Source organism: Pantoea sp. NGS-ED-1003 (assembly GCF_000738765.1).
Lineage (GTDB): Bacteria > Pseudomonadota > Gammaproteobacteria > Enterobacterales > Enterobacteriaceae > Pantoea > Pantoea septica.
The window spans coordinates 160,753-182,647 of record NZ_JPQA01000001.1; the positions used below are offsets into that span (position 1 = coordinate 160,753).

A 21,895-nucleotide genomic window follows, 5' to 3' on the forward strand; every position below is an offset into this window, starting at 1 on the left:
AAAAAATTGGCAATATTGTGCCACAACGTGAAGTTGGGCTGGTAATTTGTCAGAGCGATTGTAGTGATAAAGCACGATTATCCAATGCGCAACAAGTTATGTTATTATTTTTTAAGATAAAGTTATTTTCAAGCGGCAAAATGAGGCCGTACCAGAGGAGAAAGGATGCTGCAGATTTTGCGTCGCACTACGGCAGGCATGTTGCTGCTGATGATCATTCCGCTCGTGGTCTGGGCGACCGGCTGGCGCTGGCAGCCTGGCGAAAGCGACGCGGTGCTGCACGTCCTTTACTGGATGACCGAAACCGTGACGCGTCCCTGGGGCACCCTGACCAGCCTGTTGCTCAGTCTCTGGGTGCTCTGGTGCCTGCGCTTTCGCCTCAGGCCCGCGCTGCTGCTGCTGGTGATCATGAACGCCACCATTCTCACCGGGCAATACACCAAATCCTATATCAAGGATCAGGTTCAGGAGCCGCGTCCGTATGTCGTCTGGCTTGAGCATAACCACGGCCTCGACGATCGCGAGTTTTACAGCATGACGCGCAAAGAGCGCGGTCAGCGCGTCGATCAGCTGCTCGCCAGCGACCAGATGCTGCCAGGCTGGCTGAAGCGCCACTGGGCGTTTGAAACCGGCTTCGCTTTTCCTTCCGGCCATACGCTGTTCGCCGCCAGTTGGGCGCTGCTGGCGCTGAGCCTGCTCTGGCCGCGCCGCCGCTATGTCACCATCGCGGTAGTCGGCGTCTGGGCGGGTGCGGTAATGGCCAGCCGTTTGCTGCTGGGCATGCACTGGCCGGGCGATCTGGCGGTGGCGGTGGCGCTCTCCTGGCTGCTGGTCTCCTTCGCCACCTGGCTGGCGCAGCGCTTTTGCGGCCCGCTTACCTTGCCGCCCGAAGAGCGAAAGGAAGTGGCGCAGCGGGAAAACGGATTGTAATTCCGGACTTTATCCCCATATTATTGATTGCGCTTGCGTAGACGCGATGCGCCTGGCGCTGCAGGGAGCAGCATTGTTGCCGCTTTTTTGGCATACTTCTACCGGATAACCTCACAACAGGATGCACTGTGAAATATTTGCTGATTTTCTTAGTGGTATTGGTCATTTTTATCATTTCCGTCACCTTAGGCGCGCATAACGACCAGGTCATCACCTTCAATTATCTGCTGGCGCAGGGCGAATTCCGTATCTCTACGCTGCTGGCTGCGCTGTTCGGCGCGGGCTTTGTGCTGGGCTGGGCCATCTGCGGTCTCTTCTGGCTGCGCGTCCGCGTTTCGCTGGGGCATGCGCAGCGCAAAATCAAACGTATGCAGACGCAGCTGGATAAAAGCGCGCCGCCCGCCGCCTCATCGACCGCCGTCGCGGGTCGGGAATAGTCCTCCATGCATGAATTGCTGTTTCTGTTATTGCCCGTCGCTGCGGCTTACGGCTGGTATATGGGGCGACGCAGCGCGCAACAGGACAAGCAACAGGAAGCGAGTCGCCTGTCGCGGGATTACGTCGCAGGCGTTAACTTTCTGCTCTCCAACCAGCAGGACAAAGCGGTCGATCTCTTTCTCGATATGCTGAAAGAGGACAGCGGCACGGTAGAGGCGCACCTGACGCTGGGTAATCTGTTCCGCTCGCGGGGCGAGGTGGATCGCGCGATACGCATTCACCAGTCGCTGATGGAGAGCGCTTCGCTCAACTACGATCAGCGCCTGCTGGCGATCCAGCAGCTGGGTCGCGACTATATGGCCGCCGGGCTTTACGATCGCGCCGAAGATATGTTCAAGCAGCTGACCGATGAAACCGACTTCCGCATCAGCGCGCTGCAGCAGCTGCTGCTGATCCATCAGGCGACCAGCGACTGGCATCAGGCGATAGAGGTCGCCGAGCGGCTGGTGAAGCTGGGCAAAGATAAGCAGAAAGGGGAGATCGCCCACTTCTACTGCGAACTGGCATTACAGGCGATGAGCAGCGACGATCTCGATCGCGCCATGAGCCTGCTGAAAAAAGGCGAAGCGGCCGATCGCCAGAGCGCGCGCGTGTCGATCATGATGGGGCGTATCCTGATTGAAAAGGGCGAGTACGTTAAAGCGATCGACCATCTGCAGCGCGTGCTGGATCAGGATAAAGAGCTGGTGAGCGAAACGCTGCCGATGCTGGAAACCTGCTATCAGCGGCTGAATCAGCCTGACGCCTGGGCAGCCTTTCTGCAGCGCTGCGTAGATGAGAACACCGGCGCGGCGGCCGAACTCTATATGTCCGATATTCTCGAGCGCCATGAAGGGCCGGAAGCGGCGCAGCTCTATATCAATCGCCAGCTGCAGCGTCATCCCACCATGCGCGTTTTCCATCGCCTGATGGACTTCCACCTGCACGAAGCGGAAGACGGACGCGCCAAAGAGAGCCTGATGGTGCTGCGCGACATGGTCGGCGAGCAGATCCGCACCAAGCCGCGCTATCGCTGCCAGAAGTGCGGCTTTACCGCTCACGCGCTCTACTGGCACTGTCCTTCCTGCCGCACCTGGTCTTCGGTCAAACCGATTCGCGGACTCGACGGTCAATAGCCGACCGTCGCGCCATTTTATGCCTTAATTTTCCTTAGTTACAACATACTATAAAAGGGATCAGAAACGTCTGCGCGGCAATGTGCAACTTGTCGCCATGCAGGCGGCGAGGGCGCCGCAAACGTTGTCCCTGGCGAGAGGCGCGGGTAGAATGCTTGCCGTTTGTCCCCTTTGCCTGTCGCCGTCAACTACGAGGAAATGCCATGCCTTTATCGTCAACCGTGACCGCGTCGCCCATTGTGGTGGCGCTCGATTATCACGATCTCAACAGCGCATTGCGTTTCGTCGACCAGATTGATCCGCAGAGCTGCCGCTTAAAAGTCGGCAAGGAGATGTTCACGCTGTTTGGCCCGGCGCTGGTGAAGGATCTGCAGCAGCGCGGCTTCGAAATCTTTCTCGACCTTAAATTTCACGACATCCCCAACACTACCGCCCATGCGGTCGCTGCGGCGGCCGATCTGGGCGTCTGGATGGTGAACGTGCACGCCAGCGGCGGCGCGCGCATGATGAACGCCGCGCGCGAAGCGCTGCTGCCGTTCGGCAAGGAGGCGCCGCTGTTGATCGCCGTCACGGTGTTAACCAGCATGGACGCCGAGGATCTGCGCGGCCTCGGCATTACTCTGTCTCCCGCCGAACAGGCGGAACGCCTGGCGAAGCTGACTCGCGAGTGCGGCCTCGACGGCGTGGTCTGTTCGGCCCATGAGGCCGCGCGTTTCAAAACCGCTATCGGCGCCGATTTCGCGCTGGTGACGCCGGGCATCCGTCCGGCAGGCAGCGACGCTGGCGATCAGCGCCGCATCATGACGCCGCAGCAGGCGCAGCAGGCGGGGGTAGACTATATGGTGATCGGGCGTCCGATTACCCAGTCGGCCGATCCCGCCGCCACGCTGTCAGCTATTTTAACCTCGCTTAAGGAGTCCGCATGAGCCGCGACAATCCGCTGGTCTATTCCACCGACGCGGGCCGCATCGAGCAGCCGCAAGAGAAGGTCGAACGCCCGAAAGGCGACGGCATCGTGCGCATTCAGCGTCAGACCAGCGGCCGCAAAGGCAAAGGCGTCTGCCTGATTACCGGACTCGATCTCGACGACGACGCCCTGAACAAGCTGGGCGCGGAGCTGAAGAAAAAATGCGGCTGCGGCGGGTCGGTGAAAGAGGGCGTTATCGAAATCCAGGGCGACAAACGCGATCTGCTTAAACAGCTGCTGGAAGCGAAAGGGCTGAAGGTCAAGCTGGCGGGCGGTTAAATAAAAATCGGGCTACGTCTGTAGCCCGATGGTTATGTTGATACGCTGTGTAGCCTTTTATTATTAAAACGGCTTTGCGGTCATTAATGGACTTGATGACCGATAACGCCGCCCACCGCCGCGCCGCCCAGCGTGCCGAGCGCGCTGCCGTGCGTTAACACCGAACCACCAATTGCGCCAGCGCCGGCGCCGATAGCGGTGTTACGATCGCGTTTTGACCAGTTGGAACAGCCGCTCAGCGCGACAACTAAAGTGGTAGCCAAAACAGCTGCGGTAATACGTTTCATGGTTGTTGTCATAAACTTCTCCTTGGTTGTGCTCACAGAGGCAACACACTCAGTATAGGTGTTTTTTTCCTCTGTTCTTATATCTACCCGTATTACGCCATCGCTTCTTCCCTGAAGATGCCGATATGCCTTTCACTATGGACAATGTTGTCTCGGGCAGATAAATGCAGTCGGCAAACAGATCCGCCCATTGCATGAGTGAATTCTAAGCCTTATGCAAATTTTCCGAAGATGGAAGATTCCTAATTCGCGCCACATTTTTTATTTATCAGCCGTTTTCCGCCTCTTTTCCAGCCAGTCTCTCCATAAGCTTTTTAGCCAGCGCCTGCACAATTCAGAGATCAATCTGAGCAGGAGAAAACAATGCTGGAACAACTCAAACAGCAGGTTCTGGAAGCGAACCTGGATTTGCCGCGCTACAACCTGGTGACCTTTACCTGGGGCAACGTTAGCGCGGTGGATCGCGAGCAGGGTTTACTGGTGATCAAGCCTTCGGGCGTCAGCTACGCCAGCATGCAGCGCGACGATATGGTGGTGGTCGATCTCGCCAGCGGCGAGGTTGTCGAGGGAAACAAGCGTCCTTCGTCCGATACCGCCACCCACCGCGCGCTCTATCTGGCCTGGCCCGAGATTGGCGGCATCGTGCATACCCATTCGCGCCACGCCACCATCTGGGCGCAGGCCGGCCGGGCGATCCCGGCCTGGGGCACCACCCACGCGGACGACTTTTATGGCGAAATCCCCTGTACCCGCGCCATGTATGACGATGAAATTCAGCGCGACTACGAGTGGAACACCGGCGGCGTGATTATCGAGACCTTCGCCCAGCGCGATCTCTCGCCCAGCGCTATTCCGGCGGTGCTGGTAAACTCGCACGGGCCGTTCGCCTGGGGACGCGACGCCCATGCGGCGGTGCACAGCGCCGTGGTGCTGGAAGAGGTGGCCTATATGGGGCTGTTCAGTCAGCAGCTGCGCGCCGACCTGCCGCCGATTAATCAGACGCTGCTCGACCTGCACTACCTGCGCAAGCACGGCAAAAACGCCTGGTACGGCCAAAAAGAGTAATCCGCCGCGCCAGCGATGTGAAAGATGACGTAAGCATCAACACGCAGGCGGTATCAACCGAAGGTTAAGGCGCTCCGCATTACCACGTTGCCTTCGGTTGATGCCGCCTGCGTGCATTATTAAACAACCGCTAATCCCGTTAGCGATTTCGCTAGTATGGCGACGGCGATCAAAATAACGAAACATACCGGTCACTAAAAATAAAACAGCGTTTCATTTTTACGATGAGATCACTGTTTTCCCTCGCTGCGACCCGTACTTTGCTGTCACGCCCTCGGGCATAAAAAACGCACCTCCCTCTGTACAGCAAAGGTGATCCCTTATGCATATCAAACGTGCTATCGATAAAATACCTGGCGGCATGATGCTCATCCCGCTCTTTCTCGGCGCGCTTTGCCACACGCTGACGCCTGGCGCCGGCAAATACCTGGGTTCCTTCAGCAATGGCCTGATGACCGGTACGGTGCCGATCCTGGCTATCTGGTTCTTCTGTATGGGCGCTTCTATCAAGCTGAGCGCCACCGGCGCAGTCCTGCGCAAGTCCGGCACGCTGGTGATCACTAAAATCGCGGTGGCCTGGATAGTGGCGGCGATCGCGTCTCGCGTCGTACCCAAGAACGGCGTCGAGGTCGGCATGTTCGCCGGGCTCTCGACGCTGGCGCTGGTGGCGGCGATGGATATGACCAACGGCGGCCTCTACGCCTCGATCATGCAGCAGTACGGCAGCAAAGAGGAGGCGGGCGCCTTTGTGCTGATGTCGCTGGAGTCGGGCCCGCTGATGACCATGGTCATCCTCGGCACGGCCGGCATCGCCTCTTTTGAACCGCACGTCTTCGTCGGCGCGGTCTTGCCGTTTCTGATCGGCTTTGCCCTCGGCAATCTGGATCCGGAACTGCGGGAGTTTTTCGGCAAAGCGGTGCACACGCTTATTCCTTTCTTCGCCTTTGCGCTGGGCAACACCATTGATCTCACGGTGATCGCGCAAACCGGCCTGCTGGGCATTCTGCTGGGCGTGGCGGTCATCATTGTTACCGGCATTCCGCTGATTATCGCCGACCGGCTGATCGGCGGCGGCGACGGCACCGCAGGCATCGCCGCGTCGAGCACGGCGGGCGCAGCGGTAGCGACGCCGGTGCTGATAGCGGAAATGCTGCCGCAGTTTAAACCGGTTGCGCCAGCCGCCACCGCGCTGGTAGCGACGTCGGTGATTGTCACCTCTGTGCTGGTGCCAGTGATAACTGCTGTCTATTCAAAACGCGTTAAGCGTTCTCGCGTTGCGGTTGGCCAGCGCGCGGCAATTAAGTAACCCCGCTTAAGCATCCCCGACCTCTAAGTCGGGGATATCTCTGGATTTTACTTTATAAATCAAACTCTCATTTGGTCTGGCCTCTCTCTGCATTACGCTGATGTTGCGTTTAACGCATCAAATAAACAGAGGATGAGACGATGACAGTAATTAACCAACCAACCTGCCGACTGTTCACCGAAGTGGGACAGACCACCCAGCTTGCCGCGTACTACGAAGAGGGCCGCCGCACCATGTGGATGATGCTGAGGGCGCAGCCGCGCCCCAGCTTCAACCATGAATTGATCGAGGAGATCATGAACCTGAGCTATGCGGCCCAGCGTTCCGGTCTGCCGATCGATTTCTGGGTCACCGGTTCGCTGGTGCCGCAGATGTTCAACGCGGGCGGCGATCTGCGCTTCTTTGTCGAGTGCATTCGCAACAACCGCCGCGAGGCGCTGCGCGCCTATGCGCGGGCCTGCGTCGACTGCATTCACTCGGCGGCGCGCGGCTTCGACACCGGCGCGGTCACCATTGCGATGATTGAGGGCAGCGCGTTAGGCGGCGGCTTCGAGGCCGCGCTGGCGCACCACTTTATCCTGGCGCAAAACAACGCGCGGCTCGGCTTCCCGGAGATCGCCTTCAACCTGTTCCCCGGGATGGGCGGCTACTCTTTAGTGGCGCGTCGGGCCGGGATGAAGCTGGCGGAAGAGCTGATATGCGAAGGGGAGTCGCACAGCGCCGAATGGTATGAGACGCGCGGTCTGGTGGACAAGGTGTTCCAGCCCGGCGAAAGCTACCGCTGCACGCGTACCTTTATCGATACGCTGCGGCCGAAGCTGAACGGCGTGCGCGCCATGCTGAAGGCGCGCCAGCGCGTTCTGCAACTGTCGCGCGCCGAGCTGATGGATATCACTGAGGACTGGGTCGATTATGCCTTTACGCTGGAGCCGAAAGACATTGCCTATATGGAACGTCTGGTGCAGCTACAAAACCGCCATAGCGCATCCTTGCGTAAAGCGGGCTAATAACGCGGAGTTTTAAACGCGGGCAGGATGCTTAGCCAGCCAATGCCCGAACTGTTCTGCGGGCATTGGTTTTGCGTAGAAATAGCCCTGACGCCCGTCCACGCCGTTGAGGAGAACAAATTCTTCTTCCGCTTTCGTCTCGATGCCCTCGGCGATGACTTCCAGCGTCAGCGCCTTAGCGACGGCGACAATCGCGCGCACCAGCGACTGCGAGACCGGCTGCTCATTAATATTGCGAATAAAACTTTGATCAAGCTTGATGGCGTTGATCGGCACGCGCGCCAGCTGCGACAGCGAAGAGTAGCCCGTGCCGAAATCGTCGAGATGCACCTGCGCGCCCAGCTCCTGGAACTGCTTCATCAGGGTCAGCGCCTGCGCTTCGTTTTCAATCAAGCAGCTTTCGGTCAGCTCGATATCGATCGGGCACTCCGTCAGTCCGCTATCCATCAGCGCCAGCTTGAGATCGCTGTAGATGCTCTGGTCGATCAGCTGTCGCGCCGAGACGTTGACCGCCACGCGGAGATTAATGCCTTCTTCGCGCCAGGCCAGAATCTGCCGCAGCACGGTCAGCATTACCCAGCGGCCGAGCGGCACAATCAGCCCCGACTCTTCGGCATAGGGAATAAAGTCGGCGGGCGAAACCATGCCGCGCTCCGGCGAATTCCAGCGCACCAGCGCTTCCGCGCTGCGTACCACGCCGTCGCTGTCGAGCTTCGGCTGATAGAACACCGTCAGGTGATCCTGATCGAGCGCCTTGCGCAGGTTGGTGTCGAGCCAGAGATATTCAAACACGCGCTGATTCATTTCAGAGGCGAAGACGCAGAACTTGCCGCGCCCGTTCTCTTTGGCGTGATACATCGCGGTGTCGGCGTTGCGGATTAGGCTTTCGCGATCCTCGCCGTGCAGCGGCGCCAGCGCGATGCCGATAGAGCAGCCGCTGTAGACCTCAATCAGGCCGATACGGAAGGGCTGGCGCAGACGCTCGAGAATGCGCGACGCCATCGCCTCCAGCGCCGCCTGGCTGGTGTGCTCCGCCAGCACCACGAATTCGTCGCCGCCGAGGCGCGCCAGCGTCTGGTCTTTCCCCAGACAGCTGAGGATCGCCAGCGACACCGCCTGCAGCAGCTGATCGCCGAACATATGGCCGTAGGCGTCGTTCACCTTCTTGAAATTATCGAGATCGAGGTAGACCACGCCGGTCTCATCCTCTTTCGCCAGCTCCAGCGCCAGGCTAATTTGCTGGTGGATCGCGTTACGATTAGGCAAACCGGTCACCGTATCGGTGTTCGCCATCACCCGCAGGCGCTCCTGAGCCCGTCGCTCCTCGGTTATGTCCGTTCCGGAACAGATGAGGAAAATTTCATTTTTCCCGCTACCGCTGTGAACGAACTTATTACGAAACAGAAAGAGTCGCTGGCCCTTGCGGGTCTTCACCCAGCGTTCCACCTCATAGGAATTGCCGTCGCGGAAGAAGCCGGCGATGTTGCGGCGCGAGGCGGCCGCTTCCTGTTTGGTCATAAACAGCTGGAAAACGTTGCGGCCGATCACTTCGTGCTCGTTGAGGCCGGTGTACTCCTCGCTGAGGCGGTTGAAGCGCTGAATATTGCCGCGCTGATCGACAATCACGATCACCGAGTTAGCTTCAGAGACCACCTGTTCGGCAAACGAGAGCCCCAGCGTCAAATCGCGCGCGACGGCGGAGGTATCACCCCACGCGGAGGCGGTGCCGGCCCAGCTCGACTGGTTTACCTTGCGGCCGACGAAATGCATCGGCACCGGCGTGCCGTGCAGCGGCAGCGTCAGGTTTACGCTGGAGGTGATCACCGTCATGGCGCGCAACAGGGTGGCCTGCGCGGGCGTCAACGCAACGGCGATGTTGGTGTGCGCGTTTTCATCCTCTGCAAAATGCAGGGCGTCGCTGTCGGTGGTCAGGCGCCAATGAGGGCTGGTCGTGCCAAACAAGGTATACAGCAACGTTTGCCCTTGTTCATCGGTCATGGAAAGGTCCTCCGGGGGAGTGCTCTACTGGCGTTATCTCATTATTTTATCAACAGTATTCGGCATCTCACTTCAGCACAAGATGCCAGCCAAATATATTTTCCGGTCTGATAAAGAATGGCACAAAAAAGCCCCGCGTCGCGGGGCCGATTTACCTGCTTAACAAGGACATTTTCCCAGCTTGCCTGCCTGACTGGGGAACCGGGCATCAAGACAGTAACGATGAAAATCGCGTTCGCTCATCGGAGCCAGATCCGGGTGTTGACGCTGCATATGCTGAAGATAATTTTGATAATCCTGCACGCCCACCATCAGCCGGAAGCTTTGCTGCAGGCCGCGCCACAGCGTTCGCCAGCTAAAGCGTTTGGGCGCGTCGAGCGGACGGCAGCGGGTAATGGCGTTGAGGCGCGCCGGACGGGCGGCGCGGCGAATCGCATCAGACATGGTGCACCACCTTACGCAGCGACGGCTCCGCTTCGTGCGTGGTCGGCACGTTGCTGCGCAGGGCGCGGCGAATCACGAAGAAGGCGGCGATCAGCATGGTGACCGCCACCAGCATAAAGAAGCCGCACAGCACGGCGTTAATCTGGTTGCTGAAGACGATGGTTTGCATATCCGCCACGCTCTTCGCCGGGGCGATAATCACCCCTTCGTCGATGCCTTTGCGGAACTTGTTCGCCTGCGCCAGAAAGCCGATCGAAGGCTTCTCATGGAAAATCTTCTGCCAGCCCGCCGTCATCGAGGTGATAAACAGCCAGACGGTCGGCAGAATCGTCACCCAGGCGTAGCGCTGCTTCTTCATCTTAAACAGCACCACGGTGCCGAGGATCAGCGCCATCGAGGCGAGCATCTGGTTGCCGATGCCGAACAGCGGCCACAGGGTATTGATGCCGCCCAGCGGATCGACCACGCCCTGATAGACGAAAAAGCCCCAGCCGGCGACCGCGACCGCCGTGCCCGCCATATTGCCCACCCACGAGCGGTTATTCGCCAGCGACGGCACCACGGTGCCGACCAGATCCTGCACCATAAAGCGGCAGGCGCGCGTCCCGGCATCCACGGCGGTCAGGATAAACAGCGCTTCGAACAGGATGGCGAAGTGATACCAGAAGGCCATCATCGCGCGGCTGTTGAAGACGTCGGTGATGATATGCGCCATGCCCACTGCAAAGGTCGGCGCGCCGCCCGCGCGCGACAGCACCGAAGCCTCGCCGACGTCGCGCGCGATGCCCGAGAGCATCTCCGGCGTCACCACGAAGCCCCAGCCGTTAATGACCTGCGAGGCGTTCTCGACCGTGGTGCCGATCAGCGCCGCTGGCGCGTTCATGGCGAAGTAGACGCCGGGATCGATAACCGACGCGCAGATCAGCGCCATGATGGCGACGAAAGATTCCATCAGCATCGCGCCGTAGCCGATAAAGCGGATATGGCTCTCGCGCTCCACCAGCTTCGGCGTGGTGCCGCTGGAAACCAGCGCATGGAAGCCGGAGATGGCGCCGCAGGCGATAGTGATAAACAGGAACGGGAAGAGCTGGCCGGCGAAGACCGGGCCGCTGCCGTCGATAAAGCGCGTCACCGCCGGCATCTTCATCTCCGGCATGGCGAAGACGATGCCGACCGCCAGTCCGACGATCACGCCGATTTTCAGGAAGGTGGAAAGATAGTCGCGCGGCGCCAGCAGCAGCCAGACCGGCAGCACCGAGGCGACGAAGCCGTAAATGACCAGCACCCAGGTCAGCGAGGTGCCTTTCAGGGTAAAGAAGGGGCCCCAGTAGGGATCCTGCGCCACGTTGCCGCCGTAGATAATCGCCGCCATCATCAGCACAAAGCCGATCAGCGATACCTCTGCGATTTTGCCGGGACGGATAAAGCGCATATAGACGCCCATCAGCAGCGCAATCGGAATGGTCGCGGCAATGGTAAAGAGTCCCCACGGCGAGTTGGCCAGCGCTTTCACCACCACCAGCGCCAGCGCGGAGAGGATGATGATCATCACGCCGAGCGCGCCGAGCATGGTAATCACGCCGGCAAAGGCGCCCAGCTCCTGACGCGCCATCTCGCCCAGCGAGCGGCCGTCGCGGCGGGTAGAGATAAACAGCACGAGGAAATCCTGCACCGCGCCCGCCAGCATTACGCCGACGAGGATCCAGATGGTGCCGGGCAGAAAGCCCATCTGCGCCGCCAGAATCGGCCCGACCAGCGGTCCGGCGCCGGCGATCGCGGCGAAGTGGTGACCGAACAGCACCCATTTATTGGTCGGGACATAGTCGAGGCCGTCGTTGAAGCGCTCGGCGGGGGTACGGCGGCGATCGTCCAGCTCGAAAATATTGCGGGCGATAAACAGGCTGTAAAAGCGATAGGCTATGCTGTAGCAGGCGACGGCGGCCACCACCAGCCAGACGGCGTTAACGTGCTCGCCGCGGTTTAACGCCAGCATGGCGAATGCGCCCGCGCCGACTAACGCCACCGCTAACCAGATGACACTGGTTTTGACGTTCTTCATGACCTCACTCCTTGTATGAACCGAAAGGGACGTTCAAAGACAACGAGTCAAAGGTAATGTAATGGAATGTAAGTGAAAGTTAATGTGTTGAGAAGTGTGAAGCGGGGAACAAATTTAACATTTGTGTAAAGAGAGAGGTGAAAATGCGGGATAACAGCAATTATCCCGCATCTTTTCATGCTCAGACGGCCGGGCGGGCCACCACGCTGCGCGTTTCCATGCGCACTTCGGCGATGGTCACGTCGATCACGTCGGTCACGCGGAAGGCGACTTCGCCTTTGATCTGCACGGTACCGCTCTCCTGGCTGCACACCAGTTCGTCGCGCACCGCGTGGATAAAGGGCGCCGGAATAAAGGCGACCGCGCCATTCTCCAGCAGGCGCACGCGCATGCCGCCGCGCGAGACGTCGATAATCTCGGCGCTGAACTTGCGATCGGTCCCGGCGTGCGGCGCCAGCCAGCGCGCGTAAAGCCAGTCGCCGACGTCGCGCTCCGCCATACGGTTCAGGCGACGACGTTCGCCCATGGTCGCCGTCAGCGCCTCATCCGGACGCGCGCCTTGCTCGCCGCGGATAATCGCTTTCAGCAGGCGATGGTTGATCATGTCGCCCGATTTACGGATCGGCGAGGTCCAGGTGGCGTACGCCTCCAGGCCCAGGCCGAAATGGGGACCTGGCTCGGTGCTGATCTCGGCGAAAGACTGGAAGCGACGGATGCGGCTGTCGAGGTACTGCGTCGGCTGCGCGTCGAGCTGACGACGCAGCTGGCGGAAACCTTCCAGCGTGGTGATGGCGGCGGCATCGACGTTGACGCCGTGGCTGGCCAGCACGGCGGCGGCCTGCTCGGCGTTGGTGGCGTCGAAGCCGGTGTGCACGTTGTAGACGCCGAAGCCCAGCTTCTCGCGCAGCACCTTACCGGCGCAGACGTTGGCGAGGATCATCGCCTCTTCCACCATGCGGTTGGCGATGCGGCGCGGCTCGGCGACGATATCCAGCACTTCGCCTTTCTCACCAAGAACAAAGCGGTAATCCGGGCGATCTTTAAACACCAGCGCATGGTTCTGACGCCATTCGCTGCGCGCCAGGCAGATGCGGTGCAGCAGACGGATCTGCTGGGCGATTGCCTCGCTCTGCGGCTGCCATTCGCCGCTGTTCTCCAGCCAGTCGGAAATCTGGTCATAGACCAGCTTGGCTTTCGATTCGATCCAGGCGGCGAAGAAGTGCACGTCGTCGCCCAGCGAGCCATCCTGCGCCACGGTGACGCGGCAGACCAGCGCCGGGCGGCGCACGTTGGGACGCAGCGAACAGACGTCGTCGGAGAGTTCGCGCGGCAGCATCGGGATGTTGAAGCCCGGCAGATAGTTGGTGAAGGCGCGCTGCGCCGCCAGCTTGTCCAGCTCGCTGCCTTCCGGCACGTAAGCGGTGGGATCGGCGATAGCGATAGTCAGACGCAGCGTGCCGTCGGCGTTCTCTTCGACGTAGAGCGCGTCATCCATATCTTCGGTGCTGGCGCTGTCGATGGTGACGAAATCGAGCGCGGTAAGATCCTCGCGCGTCAGCTGTTCGTCCAGCATCTCGCCAAAGCCGACCTGCGGCGCTTCGCGCTCCAGGTTATGGCGCGACAGGGTAACCCACCACGGCGCCAGATGATCGTCGGCTTTAACGATAAATTCGGTCAGTTCGGCGTAGAAACCGCGGTCGCCTTTCAGCGGATGGCGACGCATTTCGGCAACGGCCCAGTCGCCCGCCTGGAAATCATGGCTCAGGCCACGCACCGGACGGCAGGGGATCGCGTCTTTTAACAGCGGATGGTCCGGAACGATGGAAAGACGGTCATCTTTCTTCTGTACGCGGCCGACAAAGCGGCTGAGAAAGGGTTCGATCAGCGTTTCAGGCTCGGCGCTTTCACGATCTTTATCGCTGTGGATGATGGCGGATACCCGGTCGCCGTGCATCACTTTCTTCATCTGCGGCGGCGGAATGAAATAGCTTTTCTGCGCGTCGACTTCAAGGAAGCCGAAACCTTTTTCGGTGCCTTTAACGACACCTTCTGCGCGGGGAGTCTGCGCGTGGAGCTTCTCTTTAAGCTGCGCGAGCAGCGGATTATCCTGGAACATAGTCAGTTTAGTTTCGTGGCCTAAGAGCGGCTGCTAGTTTTACGCGAATCAGGGGCGCGCGGCAAGGCAAAAGAGGGTAAAAAAGCCGGATTAACCGGCTTTTTACTAAGGAAACTCTGCGCTTACGCGATGCGCTGAGTCGGCAGAGAAACCGACAGTTCCAGCTTCACCGGAACCGATTTAGAGGTCGGCGTGCCGCTGATGTCGCCGAAGCTGTTCAGCGGAACCAGCGGGTTGGTTTCCGGATAATAAGCCGCGAGGTTGCCGCGCGGAATATTGTAGGGCACCAGTTTAAAACCGCTGACGCGACGCGAGATATTGTCGTTCCACAGGGTTTCGATATCCACCAGCTGACCTTCGGTAAAGCCGAGCGCCTGCATATCTTCCGGGTTGATAAACACCACTTCGCGCTGGCCGTAAACGCCGCGATAACGGTCGTCGAGGCCGTAGATCGTGGTGTTGTACTGGTCATGCGAACGCAGGGTCTGCAGCGTGAAAGGCACTTCCGCCACGTCCAGCGGGAAGAGCGAGGCGGGCAGCGCCGCGCTGCTGAACTCCGCTTTCTGCGTCGGGGTGTTGAAGCGCAGATCCGCCGCCGCGTTGCCGAGGTAGAAGCCGCCCGGCTGGTCGCACTTCTCGTTGAAGTCGGCGAAGCCCGGAATGGTAGCGGCGATATGGTCGCGGATCAGGTTATAGTCGGCGGCCAGCTTCAGCCACTGCACCTTCTCATCGCCCAGCACCGCGTGAGCGATGCCCGCCACGATAGCGGTTTCCGAGCGCTGCGTTTCCGCCAGCGGAATGCCGATGCCTTCAGAGGCGTGCACCATGCTGAAGGAATCTTCTACGGTGATGAATTGATTGCCGGTCGCCTGGGTGTCGCGCTCGGTGCGGCCCAGCGTCGGCAGGATCAGGCTCTCTGCGCCCGGCACCAGGTGGCTGCGGTTGAGCTTGGTGCTGATATGCACCGTCAGGCCGCAGCGCTGCAGCGCCTCTTCGGTGCGCGGCGAGTCGGGTGCCGCCGCGGCGAGGTTGCCGCCCAGCGCGATCAGCACTTTGATCTCGTCGCGCAGCATGGCGTTCAGCGCTTCAACGGTGTTATGGCCGTGCTCGCGCGGCGGCTCGAAGCCGAAGTGGCTGCCGAGCGCGTCGAGGAACGCTTTGCTCGGCTTCTCGTCGATGCCCATGGTGCGGTTGCCCTGCACGTTGCTGTGACCGCGCACCGGGCAGAGGCCTGCGCCTTTCTTGCCGAGCTGGCCGAACAGCAGCTGCAGGTTCACGATTTCGCGTACCGTGTCCACCGAGTGTTTGTGCTGGGTGATGCCCATCGCCCAGGTGACGATAACGCGATCGGCGCTCTGGTAGATGGCCGCGGCCTCGCGGATCTGCGCTTCGCTCAGGCCGGACTGCTGCACGATCTGCATCCAGTCGGTGTTGTCGACCGCGTCGAAATAGGCTTCGACGCCGTGCGTAGTGGCGTTGATAAAGGTTTCGTCGAACAGGCCTTTCTCACCGGCTGCTACGCGCGCGCGATGGGTCTCGAGCAGCGCTTTCACCATGCCGCGCACCGCCGCCATATCGCCGCCGAGATTCGGCTGGTAATAGGCGGAGCTGATGGTGCCCGCTTTAGAGGTGACCACTTCCAGCGGCTTCTGCGGATCGGCGAAGCGCTCAAGGCCGCGCTCGCGCAGGGTATTGAAGGTGACGATCTTCGCGCCGTGATCGGCGGCGTGGCGCAGGCTGTGCAGCATACGCGGGTGGTTGGTGCCCGGGTTCTGGCCGAAAACGAAGATCGCGTCGGCATGGTCGAAATCGTCGAGGCGAATGGTGCCTTTGCCGACGCCGATGCTGCGCTTCAGACCGGCGCCGCTCGCTTCGTGGCACATATTGGAGCAGTCCGGGAAGTTATTGGTGCCCGCCAGGCGGCCGAACAGCTGATAGAGCCAGGAGGCTTCGTTGCTGGCGCGGCCCGAGGTGTAGAGCTCCATCTGGTTCGGGTTGTCCATCGCCTTAATATGCTGCGCGATGAGCGCAAAAGCGTCGTCCCAGCTTACCGGCTCATAGTGATCGGTTTCGGCGTTATAACGCATCGGGTGGGTCAGGCGGCCCTGATACTCCAGGAAGTAGTCGCTCTGCGCATAAAGTTTGGTGACGCTGTGCTGGGCGAAGAAGTCGGTGTCAACCACGCGACGCGTCGCTTCCCAGGTCACTGCTTTAGCGCCGTTTTCACAGAAACTAAAGGTGCTTTTGTTATCGTCGCCCCAGGCGCAGCCCGGGCAGTCGAAGCCGCGCGCTTTGTTCATGCGCATCAGGTTGCGCATATTTTTCAGCGCAGCTTTGCTGTCTAAAACGAAACGGGTAGTAGCTTCCAGCGATCCCCAGCCGCCCGCAGCGGCGCGGTAGGGCTTAATTTTACGTTTGAATTTCATGGTGAGTGCAGGCTTATGTTTTTTGTAGGAAGTTTGTTATCAGGATATATCCTGACGGTGAGGGAAGTGTGCGACTGCAATCATAAGTTGTCTAATTGATTGACTTAATGGTGCGATAGCCGCCGTTTATCGTGCCAGATACAAAATTGTGATGCTGTTCAAATTTTACTCTCTGGCAACCTGTTGATAACGGGAGTTACTGGCGCATCGGGTCAATACTTGCTCCTTCATCTCTTAGAGGGCGCACTCCATGAAACAGCTCACTAGCCAGATCCATGCATTTGGCAAAGCGTTGATGATGCCAATCTCGGTGATTGCGGCGGCGGGGATCTTCCTCGGCCTCGCGGCCGCGATGCAGAACCCGGCGATTACCGGCGACGCCTTTGCCCAGATGCAGGTGCCGCAGCTGATTATCGGTTTCATCCGCAAAGTGGCGGGCGCGCTCTTCGCCAACCTGCCGGTTTTCTTCGCCGTGGCGAGCGCCATCGGCCTGGCGAAGGCGGAAAAGCCGACGGCGGCCTTCGCCGCGGTAATCGGTTACATCACCATGAATGTTGGCATCAGCGCCACGCTGGCGGCAAAGGGGCTGACGGCGGCGACCACCACGCCAGCCGCGTTGCAGCAGGCGGGCATGGATCAGACCACGGCGATGATGACCTCGGCAGAATATATCCAGATGCTGGGCATCTTTACCTATAACATGAGCGTGCTGGGCGGCGTGATTGCCGGCCTGCTGACGGTGCTGCTGCACAATCGCTTCTATACCCAGCAGCTGCCGACCGCCATCAGCTTTTTCGGCGGGCGCCGCTTTGTGCCAATCGTCACCGTGGTGGTGCTGCCGCTGGTGGGCGTGCTGCTGGCGCTGATCTGGCCGACGCTGGGCGCGGGCATCGCCTGGGTAGGCGAGATGATCGGCAAAAGCGGACAGTACGGCGCGTTTCTGCTCGGTACGGCGGAGCGCATTTTGATCCCCACCGGGCTGCATCACATCCTTAATGAAACCGTGCGCTTTACCCCGATCGGCGGCATCGCCATCGTTGACGGCCAAACGCTGGTGGGCGCGCTCAATATCTTTAACGCGTCGCTGACCCATCCCGGCTCGGTGCCTGACGACGCGCTGCGCAACGCGACCCAGTTTCTCGCTCAGGGCAAAATTCCGGTGATGATGTTCGGCCTGCCGGCCGCCGCGCTGGCTATTTATCACACCGCGCGTTCTGAACATAAGCTGCGGGTCAAGGCGCTGATGATGGCGGGCGCGCTGACCTCTTTCACCACCGGCATCACCGAGCCGCTGGAGTTCTGCTTTATTTTCGTCTCGCCGGTGCTCTATCTGCTGCACGCGCTGCTGACCGGTCTCTCTTTTATGCTGATGTCGATGCTGCACCTGATGATCGGCAACGTGCAGGGCGGCGTGATCGATCTGGTGGTGTTCGGCATTCTCGGCGGCAGCAAAACGCACTGGTGGTGGACGCTGGCGCTCGGCGTGGTCTATGCGCCGCTCTACTACTATGCATTCCGCTTTATTATCACCCGCATGGGCGTCGAGACGCCGGGACGCGAATCAGAAGATGAAAAGCCGCAGCAGGTGGCGGCGGACGAGCGCACAAAGGTAATTATCAGCGGCCTGGGCGGGCAGGCGAACATTGAGGATGTCGACTGCTGCTTTACCCGTCTGCGCGTTAGGGTGAAAGATATGAAAGAGGTGGTGGATCAAACGCTGCTCACCACCGGCGCCAACGGCATCAACCGCGTCAGCGAGCACGATATTCAGGTTATCTATGGTCCGCAGGTAGAGAAGATTGCCAACGAAGTTAAAAGCGCGCTCGGCGTGGCCTGAAGGATTTACGTCTACACTTAACAGACTGGAAGCGAACGAGGAGACGGAAATGTTTAAACATAAAACCAACGAAGAACGTAAGCAGGAAGGGGATGTCAGCAAGAGCGCGCCCGAAAGCACGCCGCACGTTCACAACGCCTATGAGGAGGACGATCATCCGGCGACCGATGCGCCTGCTGAACACGGCGAGATTCCTCGTACCCGTGACGATCATAATGATGACACGAAAGATCCGTACGAGGATCGCGAAAAGAAATAGCGCCACGACGCATTCCCACCTTGCTGAATCGGTAGGTGAAGGTGGGAATCACGCCATCATGACTGAAGGGTGAACTGCCAGGAGCCGATCGCTTTGCGTTCAAGCACCATAATCTTTTCTTTGCCGTCGATGACCACGAAATATTGCTCCTTGACCTTCAGGCGCTTAGGAAAATGTTCATTACCGTCATAGCGCACCGTGACTTTATTACCAAAAATCTCCACGTCTGCGCTGACATCGAACTGCGGAAGATAAATTTTATTTTTCACCTCTTTCTCCTTCTTATATTTAATTCATATTCTTAGCCGCGCTCAGCACGTCGCAAAGAGTGTAACAGCAAAATTCTTTTTTACTTGCTTGCAATGGCTGTCAATGCGTGCGTAAATGAACGTCTGGTCTGATAAGCAGACAACCACATCCTCTGTTTCTGTCGTTTCTCTCATTTATGTTAGTGCCGCGCTTAAGCCTCTCTTTTTGAGTTTTATCTCAATCTTACCGATGTGCCTCTGTAATTCAGCTATCCTTACTGACAGGCACAAAGTAAAGAGATCTTATCTCTAATAACATGCCCGGCACGGTTAAAGGGTTTAACGCAGAAAAAGGCTTCGGCTTTATTTCGCCTGATGAGAGCGGCAAGGATGCGTTCGTGCACTTTTCTGCTATTCAGGGCAATGACTTCCGCACTCTCGACGAGGGGCAGAAGGTAGCATTCACTGTGCAGGATGGTCCTAAAGGTCCATCGGCTGCCAACGTCACAGGACACTAAAAATTATTTCAGTCATTATGTCTCTTCGCTGCCCGCAATGTCAGGGCTCGCAATACCGCCGCTCCGTTTTTGACATTAACGTCAAAAACCCGCTTGGCGCAAAATGTATTTTTTGTAAATCGGCCATGATTAAAATAAATCCGCAACCGATCGCTGCCTGATTTTCTTTTTGTTCATCCGAATTACCTTACTTATTCAAGGCCGCCATTGGGCGGCCTTTTCACGCTTTTAACTGAACGACTTGCTCACCGATTAAAAAGCGGGCTGGCTAGTGGGCGGTAAGAATAATCCTGGTCAACAGCATTGACATCATCAGCAAGGTACCCGAAGATCTTCTTCAGGATGAGTCACTTTTTAAGTGGGTACAGGGAAAGGTGCAACATAATATTCCTCCACAAAGTTATGCTTTTATGTCATTGACAGGTAAAGAAAATAGACATTAAACAATTAATTTACCTCTGCAACCTCGAACGTGAACGCCATTTTGGCCGCGCGGCCGAAGCCAGCTTCGTTAGCCAGCCGACGCTCTCTATGCGCCTGAAAAACCTCGAACGCGAACTCGGCCTGTCGCTGATTAACCGCAGCAATAACTTCGTCGGCTTTACGCCGGAAGGGGATCGGGTGCTGGCGTGGGCGCGGGAGATCGTGTCGGTCTATCAGGGGCTGAAGCTGGAGGTCGAGTCGCTTAAGCACGGCGTCAACGGCACGCTGCGCATCGGCGTGATGCCGCAGTGCAGCGTGGCGCTGCCGGCGCTGCTGAAAAGGGTGCAGAGCCGCTATCCTCAGCTTAACTACCGCATCGCCGCGCTAAGCGCCGATCAGCTGCTGGAGGCGCTTAACAGTCATACCGTCGACGTCGGCATCGGCTTTTTCGAGCTGGCGACGCTGCGCGAACTGCATTTTCAGACGGCGTTTCTACCCGAGCGCGGCGTTGAAGCGATATTCGATCCGCAGCAGTTTCCCGATCTGGTGGGCGACGAACCGCTCTCGCTCGCCGAGCTCGCCGCCTTGCCGCTCTGCCTCTCCGAGCCGACGCGCTATTTTCGCCGCTATCTCGATATGGCCTTCCGCGAGTCGGGGCTGACGCCGCAGGTAATGGTGGAGAGCGCCGCGATTCTCGAACTGGTGCAGAGCGCACAGGTGGGGCTAGGGGTATTGGTGTCGCCTGTCGGTCATCTGCTGCCGTCTATGCTCCAGGGCATGGCGCAGCGGCCGATTGCCATTACCCATATGGCGCGCCAGGCGGCGCTGGTGATTGCCGAACCGGGTCGCGCCTCGCCGCTGTCGCAACACTTCTTCGACGAGGCGCGCAGCCACCTTGAAGGCTACGCCGCTTCGCCCATGGCGTAAAACAGCCGGCTGTTCCAGTTGCCGATCGCCACCGCCTGAATCAGGGCGAATAGCGCGTCCGGCTGCCAGCCTTCGGTGACCAGCGGCTGCAGATGCGCCGCGCTGAAGCGCTCAGGCGAGCGGGTCAGCTGCGCCGCCAGCGCCACGACGCGGCCCTGCGTCGTTGTCTGACCGGCGGCGTCATCCACCGACTCCAGCAGCGCCTCGCGCACCTCATCCGGGAAAAACTGAAATGCCCAGCGGCTGCCGAGCGCGCGCGCGCAGGTCGCCTCCGCCAGCGGGGTAAACGCAGTCGGATTGATGCGCTGGCGCAGAGTTTGCCAGCCGTAGAGCGCGGCGGCGTCGTGGGCCAGCAGCCAGACCGCATCGGCGAGATCGGGACGCGGCTGGCAGAAGGTGACGGCGGCCAGCTGCTCGGCGCTGGCGTAGCGCAGCTCCAGCGGCTTCACGCCCGATTTCCAGAATGGCTTTTCTGCAAATCCGTCGCGATCGGCATCGGGCGGCGGCGTCACGCCCGGCAGCCAGCGCACCGGCAGCGCCAGCAGCGCCTGTAAACCGGCCGCCACGCGCGCCTGATAGCTGACGAAGCCGACGATCTGATTCAGCGTAACGATATCCGGCTCGGTCAGGCCCACGGCGTCGAGCGCCCTGAGCGCTGCGGCGTTGATCAGCTCCGGCTGCATCGCCAGCTGGCGCGCATACTGCGTCAGCTGAGTCAGGCGATTATTGCTTTCACGCGACGAGTCGGGGCCGGGCAGCGGATTAAGGCGCGCCGAATAGTGATTGCACAGCCGCTGCACGCCCGCGACCTGCGCCACGGTCAACGCAGTGCTGAGGCGATCGTAAAGGGTAAGGGTATGGGTCAGCGTCGCCGCGACGCGATCGGGAAACAGCAGCTGGCAGAGATCGCGGGAGGCCAGCAGCATCGGCTGGCTGGCCTGCAACAGCGGCTGAAGCGCGCTCGCCTCCTGCTGCAGGCCGAGCAGGAAACGATCGTTAATCAGGGCTGCTTCGGGAACCAGCGGCTCAGCCTGAATGGTGTGCGGGCTGGTCTGGCTCTCGTAAAACCAGTGGTTGTGGCCAGGATAGCGGCGTTGTTCCATGGTTATTCCTTTTGCAAATAACTGGCACGTCGCGCATGGCGTGAATCCGAAACCGTGACGCGCGCCCGGGGGCTGGCTTATCG

At 59.5% G+C, this 21,895-nt stretch carries 21 protein-coding genes; 13 read left to right on the forward strand and 8 right to left on the reverse strand.

The window, feature by feature from the left end; all coding sequences use genetic code 11:
* Nucleotides 1–165: 165 nt before the first annotated feature.
* The 5 genes from pgpB (at nucleotide 166) to yciH (ending at nucleotide 3,789) form a co-directional block, all read left to right on the forward strand.
* Nucleotides 166–930 carry a phosphatidylglycerophosphatase B gene (gene pgpB, locus JS46_RS00775; RefSeq protein ID WP_033746816.1) on the forward strand — a complete coding sequence of 255 codons (765 nt, stop codon included), beginning with the start codon at nucleotides 166–168 and terminating at the stop codon, nucleotides 928–930.
* Between the two features lie 128 nt (nucleotides 931–1,058).
* A complete protein-coding gene (locus JS46_RS00780; protein WP_033746819.1) occupies nucleotides 1,059–1,367 on the forward strand; it encodes a LapA family protein in 309 nt (102 codons plus the stop codon).
* A 6-nt stretch (nucleotides 1,368–1,373) separates the two neighbouring features.
* On the forward strand, nucleotides 1,374–2,543 hold the full coding sequence (gene lapB / locus JS46_RS00785) for a lipopolysaccharide assembly protein LapB (RefSeq protein ID WP_033746821.1): 1,170 nt from the start codon (nucleotides 1,374–1,376) through the stop codon (nucleotides 2,541–2,543).
* A 203-nt stretch (nucleotides 2,544–2,746) separates the two neighbouring features.
* Nucleotides 2,747–3,469, forward strand: a complete 723-nt coding sequence (pyrF, locus tag JS46_RS00790) for an orotidine-5'-phosphate decarboxylase (protein ID WP_033746822.1) — start codon at nucleotides 2,747–2,749, stop codon at nucleotides 3,467–3,469.
* Nucleotides 3,466–3,789 carry a stress response translation initiation inhibitor YciH gene (yciH, locus tag JS46_RS00795; RefSeq protein ID WP_033746825.1) on the forward strand — a complete coding sequence of 108 codons (324 nt, stop codon included), beginning with the start codon at nucleotides 3,466–3,468 and terminating at the stop codon, nucleotides 3,787–3,789. Before pyrF ends, yciH begins: the two co-directional genes overlap by 4 nt.
* 83 nt (nucleotides 3,790–3,872) lie before the next feature.
* Here yciH and osmB read toward each other — a convergent pair whose 3' ends face one another.
* A complete protein-coding gene (gene osmB / locus JS46_RS00800; RefSeq protein ID WP_033746828.1) occupies nucleotides 3,873–4,088 on the reverse strand; it encodes an osmotically-inducible lipoprotein OsmB in 216 nt (71 codons plus the stop codon).
* A 351-nt stretch (nucleotides 4,089–4,439) separates the two neighbouring features.
* Between osmB and araD the strand changes: the two genes are divergently transcribed.
* The 3 genes from araD to JS46_RS00815 all read left to right on the forward strand — a co-directional run bounded on the left by araD (nucleotide 4,440) and on the right by JS46_RS00815 (nucleotide 7,454).
* Complete coding sequence (gene araD / locus JS46_RS00805; RefSeq protein ID WP_033746831.1) at nucleotides 4,440–5,141, forward strand: L-ribulose-5-phosphate 4-epimerase; 702 nt, start codon at nucleotides 4,440–4,442, stop codon at nucleotides 5,139–5,141.
* Nucleotides 5,142–5,463: 322 nt separating this feature from the next.
* Complete coding sequence (gene kdgT / locus JS46_RS00810) at nucleotides 5,464–6,447, forward strand: 2-keto-3-deoxygluconate transporter (protein ID WP_033746834.1); 984 nt, start codon at nucleotides 5,464–5,466, stop codon at nucleotides 6,445–6,447.
* 140 nt (nucleotides 6,448–6,587) lie between these two features.
* On the forward strand, nucleotides 6,588–7,454 hold the full coding sequence (locus JS46_RS00815) for a crotonase/enoyl-CoA hydratase family protein (protein ID WP_033746837.1): 867 nt from the start codon (nucleotides 6,588–6,590) through the stop codon (nucleotides 7,452–7,454).
* Between the two features lie 12 nt (nucleotides 7,455–7,466).
* Here JS46_RS00815 and pdeR read toward each other — a convergent pair whose 3' ends face one another.
* The 5 genes from pdeR to JS46_RS00840 all read right to left on the reverse strand — a co-directional run bounded on the left by pdeR (nucleotide 7,467) and on the right by JS46_RS00840 (nucleotide 16,497).
* Nucleotides 7,467–9,452 carry a cyclic di-GMP phosphodiesterase gene (gene pdeR, locus JS46_RS00820; protein WP_033746840.1) on the reverse strand — a complete coding sequence of 662 codons (1,986 nt, stop codon included), beginning with the start codon at nucleotides 9,450–9,452 and terminating at the stop codon, nucleotides 7,467–7,469.
* Between the two features lie 159 nt (nucleotides 9,453–9,611).
* Nucleotides 9,612–9,896 (reverse strand): YbdD/YjiX family protein, encoded by a 285-nt coding sequence (locus tag JS46_RS00825; RefSeq protein ID WP_033746842.1) that lies wholly within the window; start codon nucleotides 9,894–9,896, stop codon nucleotides 9,612–9,614.
* The gene (locus tag JS46_RS00830) at nucleotides 9,889–11,955 is read right to left on the reverse strand and encodes a carbon starvation CstA family protein (RefSeq protein ID WP_033746844.1); all 2,067 of its coding nucleotides are present in this window, start codon (nucleotides 11,953–11,955) and stop codon (nucleotides 9,889–9,891) included. The genes JS46_RS00825 and JS46_RS00830 overlap by 8 nt, the downstream gene beginning before the upstream one ends.
* 181 nt (nucleotides 11,956–12,136) lie before the next feature.
* On the reverse strand, nucleotides 12,137–14,071 hold the full coding sequence (locus JS46_RS00835; protein WP_033746847.1) for an exoribonuclease II: 1,935 nt from the start codon (nucleotides 14,069–14,071) through the stop codon (nucleotides 12,137–12,139).
* Between the two features lie 122 nt (nucleotides 14,072–14,193).
* Complete coding sequence (locus JS46_RS00840; protein WP_033746849.1) at nucleotides 14,194–16,497, reverse strand: FdhF/YdeP family oxidoreductase; 2,304 nt, start codon at nucleotides 16,495–16,497, stop codon at nucleotides 14,194–14,196.
* A 250-nt stretch (nucleotides 16,498–16,747) separates the two neighbouring features.
* Between JS46_RS00840 and JS46_RS00845 the strand changes: the two genes are divergently transcribed.
* Both JS46_RS00845 and JS46_RS00850 read left to right on the forward strand, forming a co-directional pair.
* Entirely contained in the window at nucleotides 16,748–18,334 is a 1,587-nt protein-coding gene (locus JS46_RS00845; RefSeq protein WP_033746853.1) for a PTS transporter subunit EIIC, read from the forward strand.
* 49 nt (nucleotides 18,335–18,383) lie between these two features.
* The gene (locus tag JS46_RS00850) at nucleotides 18,384–18,593 is read left to right on the forward strand and encodes a hypothetical protein (protein WP_033746856.1); all 210 of its coding nucleotides are present in this window, start codon (nucleotides 18,384–18,386) and stop codon (nucleotides 18,591–18,593) included.
* A 56-nt stretch (nucleotides 18,594–18,649) separates the two neighbouring features.
* Here JS46_RS00850 and JS46_RS00855 read toward each other — a convergent pair whose 3' ends face one another.
* The gene (locus JS46_RS00855; protein ID WP_033746860.1) at nucleotides 18,650–18,862 is read right to left on the reverse strand and encodes a hypothetical protein; all 213 of its coding nucleotides are present in this window, start codon (nucleotides 18,860–18,862) and stop codon (nucleotides 18,650–18,652) included.
* Between the two features lie 284 nt (nucleotides 18,863–19,146).
* Here JS46_RS00855 and JS46_RS00860 point away from each other — a divergent pair, with 284 nt between their 5' ends.
* The 3 genes from JS46_RS00860 to JS46_RS00865 all read left to right on the forward strand — a co-directional run bounded on the left by JS46_RS00860 (nucleotide 19,147) and on the right by JS46_RS00865 (nucleotide 20,709).
* Complete coding sequence (locus JS46_RS00860; RefSeq protein ID WP_033746862.1) at nucleotides 19,147–19,359, forward strand: cold shock domain-containing protein; 213 nt, start codon at nucleotides 19,147–19,149, stop codon at nucleotides 19,357–19,359.
* A 17-nt stretch (nucleotides 19,360–19,376) separates the two neighbouring features.
* Nucleotides 19,377–19,520 (forward strand): hypothetical protein, encoded by a 144-nt coding sequence (locus JS46_RS24495; protein ID WP_227741483.1) that lies wholly within the window; start codon nucleotides 19,377–19,379, stop codon nucleotides 19,518–19,520.
* Between the two features lie 271 nt (nucleotides 19,521–19,791).
* Nucleotides 19,792–20,709 (forward strand): LysR family transcriptional regulator, encoded by a 918-nt coding sequence (locus tag JS46_RS00865; protein WP_033746864.1) that lies wholly within the window; start codon nucleotides 19,792–19,794, stop codon nucleotides 20,707–20,709.
* Here JS46_RS00865 and JS46_RS00870 read toward each other — a convergent pair.
* Nucleotides 20,685–21,812, reverse strand: a complete 1,128-nt coding sequence (locus JS46_RS00870; RefSeq protein ID WP_033746866.1) for an oxidoreductase — start codon at nucleotides 21,810–21,812, stop codon at nucleotides 20,685–20,687. The genes JS46_RS00865 and JS46_RS00870 overlap by 25 nt on opposite strands.
* Between the last annotated feature and the right edge of the window lie 83 nt (nucleotides 21,813–21,895).

Bases quoted from the DNA above. Each gene is read 5' to 3' on its own strand.
- JS46_RS24495 (WP_227741483.1), top strand. From the start codon at position 19,377: ATGTCTCTTCGCTGCCCGCAATGTCAGGGCTCGCAATACCGCCGCTCC.
- JS46_RS00825 (WP_033746842.1), bottom strand. From the start codon at position 9,896: ATGTCTGATGCGATTCGCCGCGCCGCCCGTCCGGCGCGCCTCAACGCC.
- JS46_RS00850 (WP_033746856.1), top strand. From the start codon at position 18,384: ATGTTTAAACATAAAACCAACGAAGAACGTAAGCAGGAAGGGGATGTC.
- JS46_RS00835 (WP_033746847.1), bottom strand. From the start codon at position 14,071: ATGTTCCAGGATAATCCGCTGCTCGCGCAGCTTAAAGAGAAGCTCCAC.
- pdeR (WP_033746840.1), bottom strand. From the start codon at position 9,452: ATGACCGATGAACAAGGGCAAACGTTGCTGTATACCTTGTTTGGCACG.
- araD (WP_033746831.1), top strand. From the start codon at position 4,440: ATGCTGGAACAACTCAAACAGCAGGTTCTGGAAGCGAACCTGGATTTG.
- osmB (WP_033746828.1), bottom strand. From the start codon at position 4,088: ATGACAACAACCATGAAACGTATTACCGCAGCTGTTTTGGCTACCACT.
- JS46_RS00870 (WP_033746866.1), bottom strand. From the start codon at position 21,812: ATGGAACAACGCCGCTATCCTGGCCACAACCACTGGTTTTACGAGAGC.
- pyrF (WP_033746822.1), top strand. From the start codon at position 2,747: ATGCCTTTATCGTCAACCGTGACCGCGTCGCCCATTGTGGTGGCGCTC.
- JS46_RS00840 (WP_033746849.1), bottom strand. From the start codon at position 16,497: ATGAAATTCAAACGTAAAATTAAGCCCTACCGCGCCGCTGCGGGCGGC.
- JS46_RS00845 (WP_033746853.1), top strand. From the start codon at position 16,748: ATGAAACAGCTCACTAGCCAGATCCATGCATTTGGCAAAGCGTTGATG.
- JS46_RS00815 (WP_033746837.1), top strand. From the start codon at position 6,588: ATGACAGTAATTAACCAACCAACCTGCCGACTGTTCACCGAAGTGGGA.
- kdgT (WP_033746834.1), top strand. From the start codon at position 5,464: ATGCATATCAAACGTGCTATCGATAAAATACCTGGCGGCATGATGCTC.
- JS46_RS00830 (WP_033746844.1), bottom strand. From the start codon at position 11,955: ATGAAGAACGTCAAAACCAGTGTCATCTGGTTAGCGGTGGCGTTAGTC.
- pgpB (WP_033746816.1), top strand. From the start codon at position 166: ATGCTGCAGATTTTGCGTCGCACTACGGCAGGCATGTTGCTGCTGATG.
- yciH (WP_033746825.1), top strand. From the start codon at position 3,466: ATGAGCCGCGACAATCCGCTGGTCTATTCCACCGACGCGGGCCGCATC.
- lapB (WP_033746821.1), top strand. From the start codon at position 1,374: ATGCATGAATTGCTGTTTCTGTTATTGCCCGTCGCTGCGGCTTACGGC.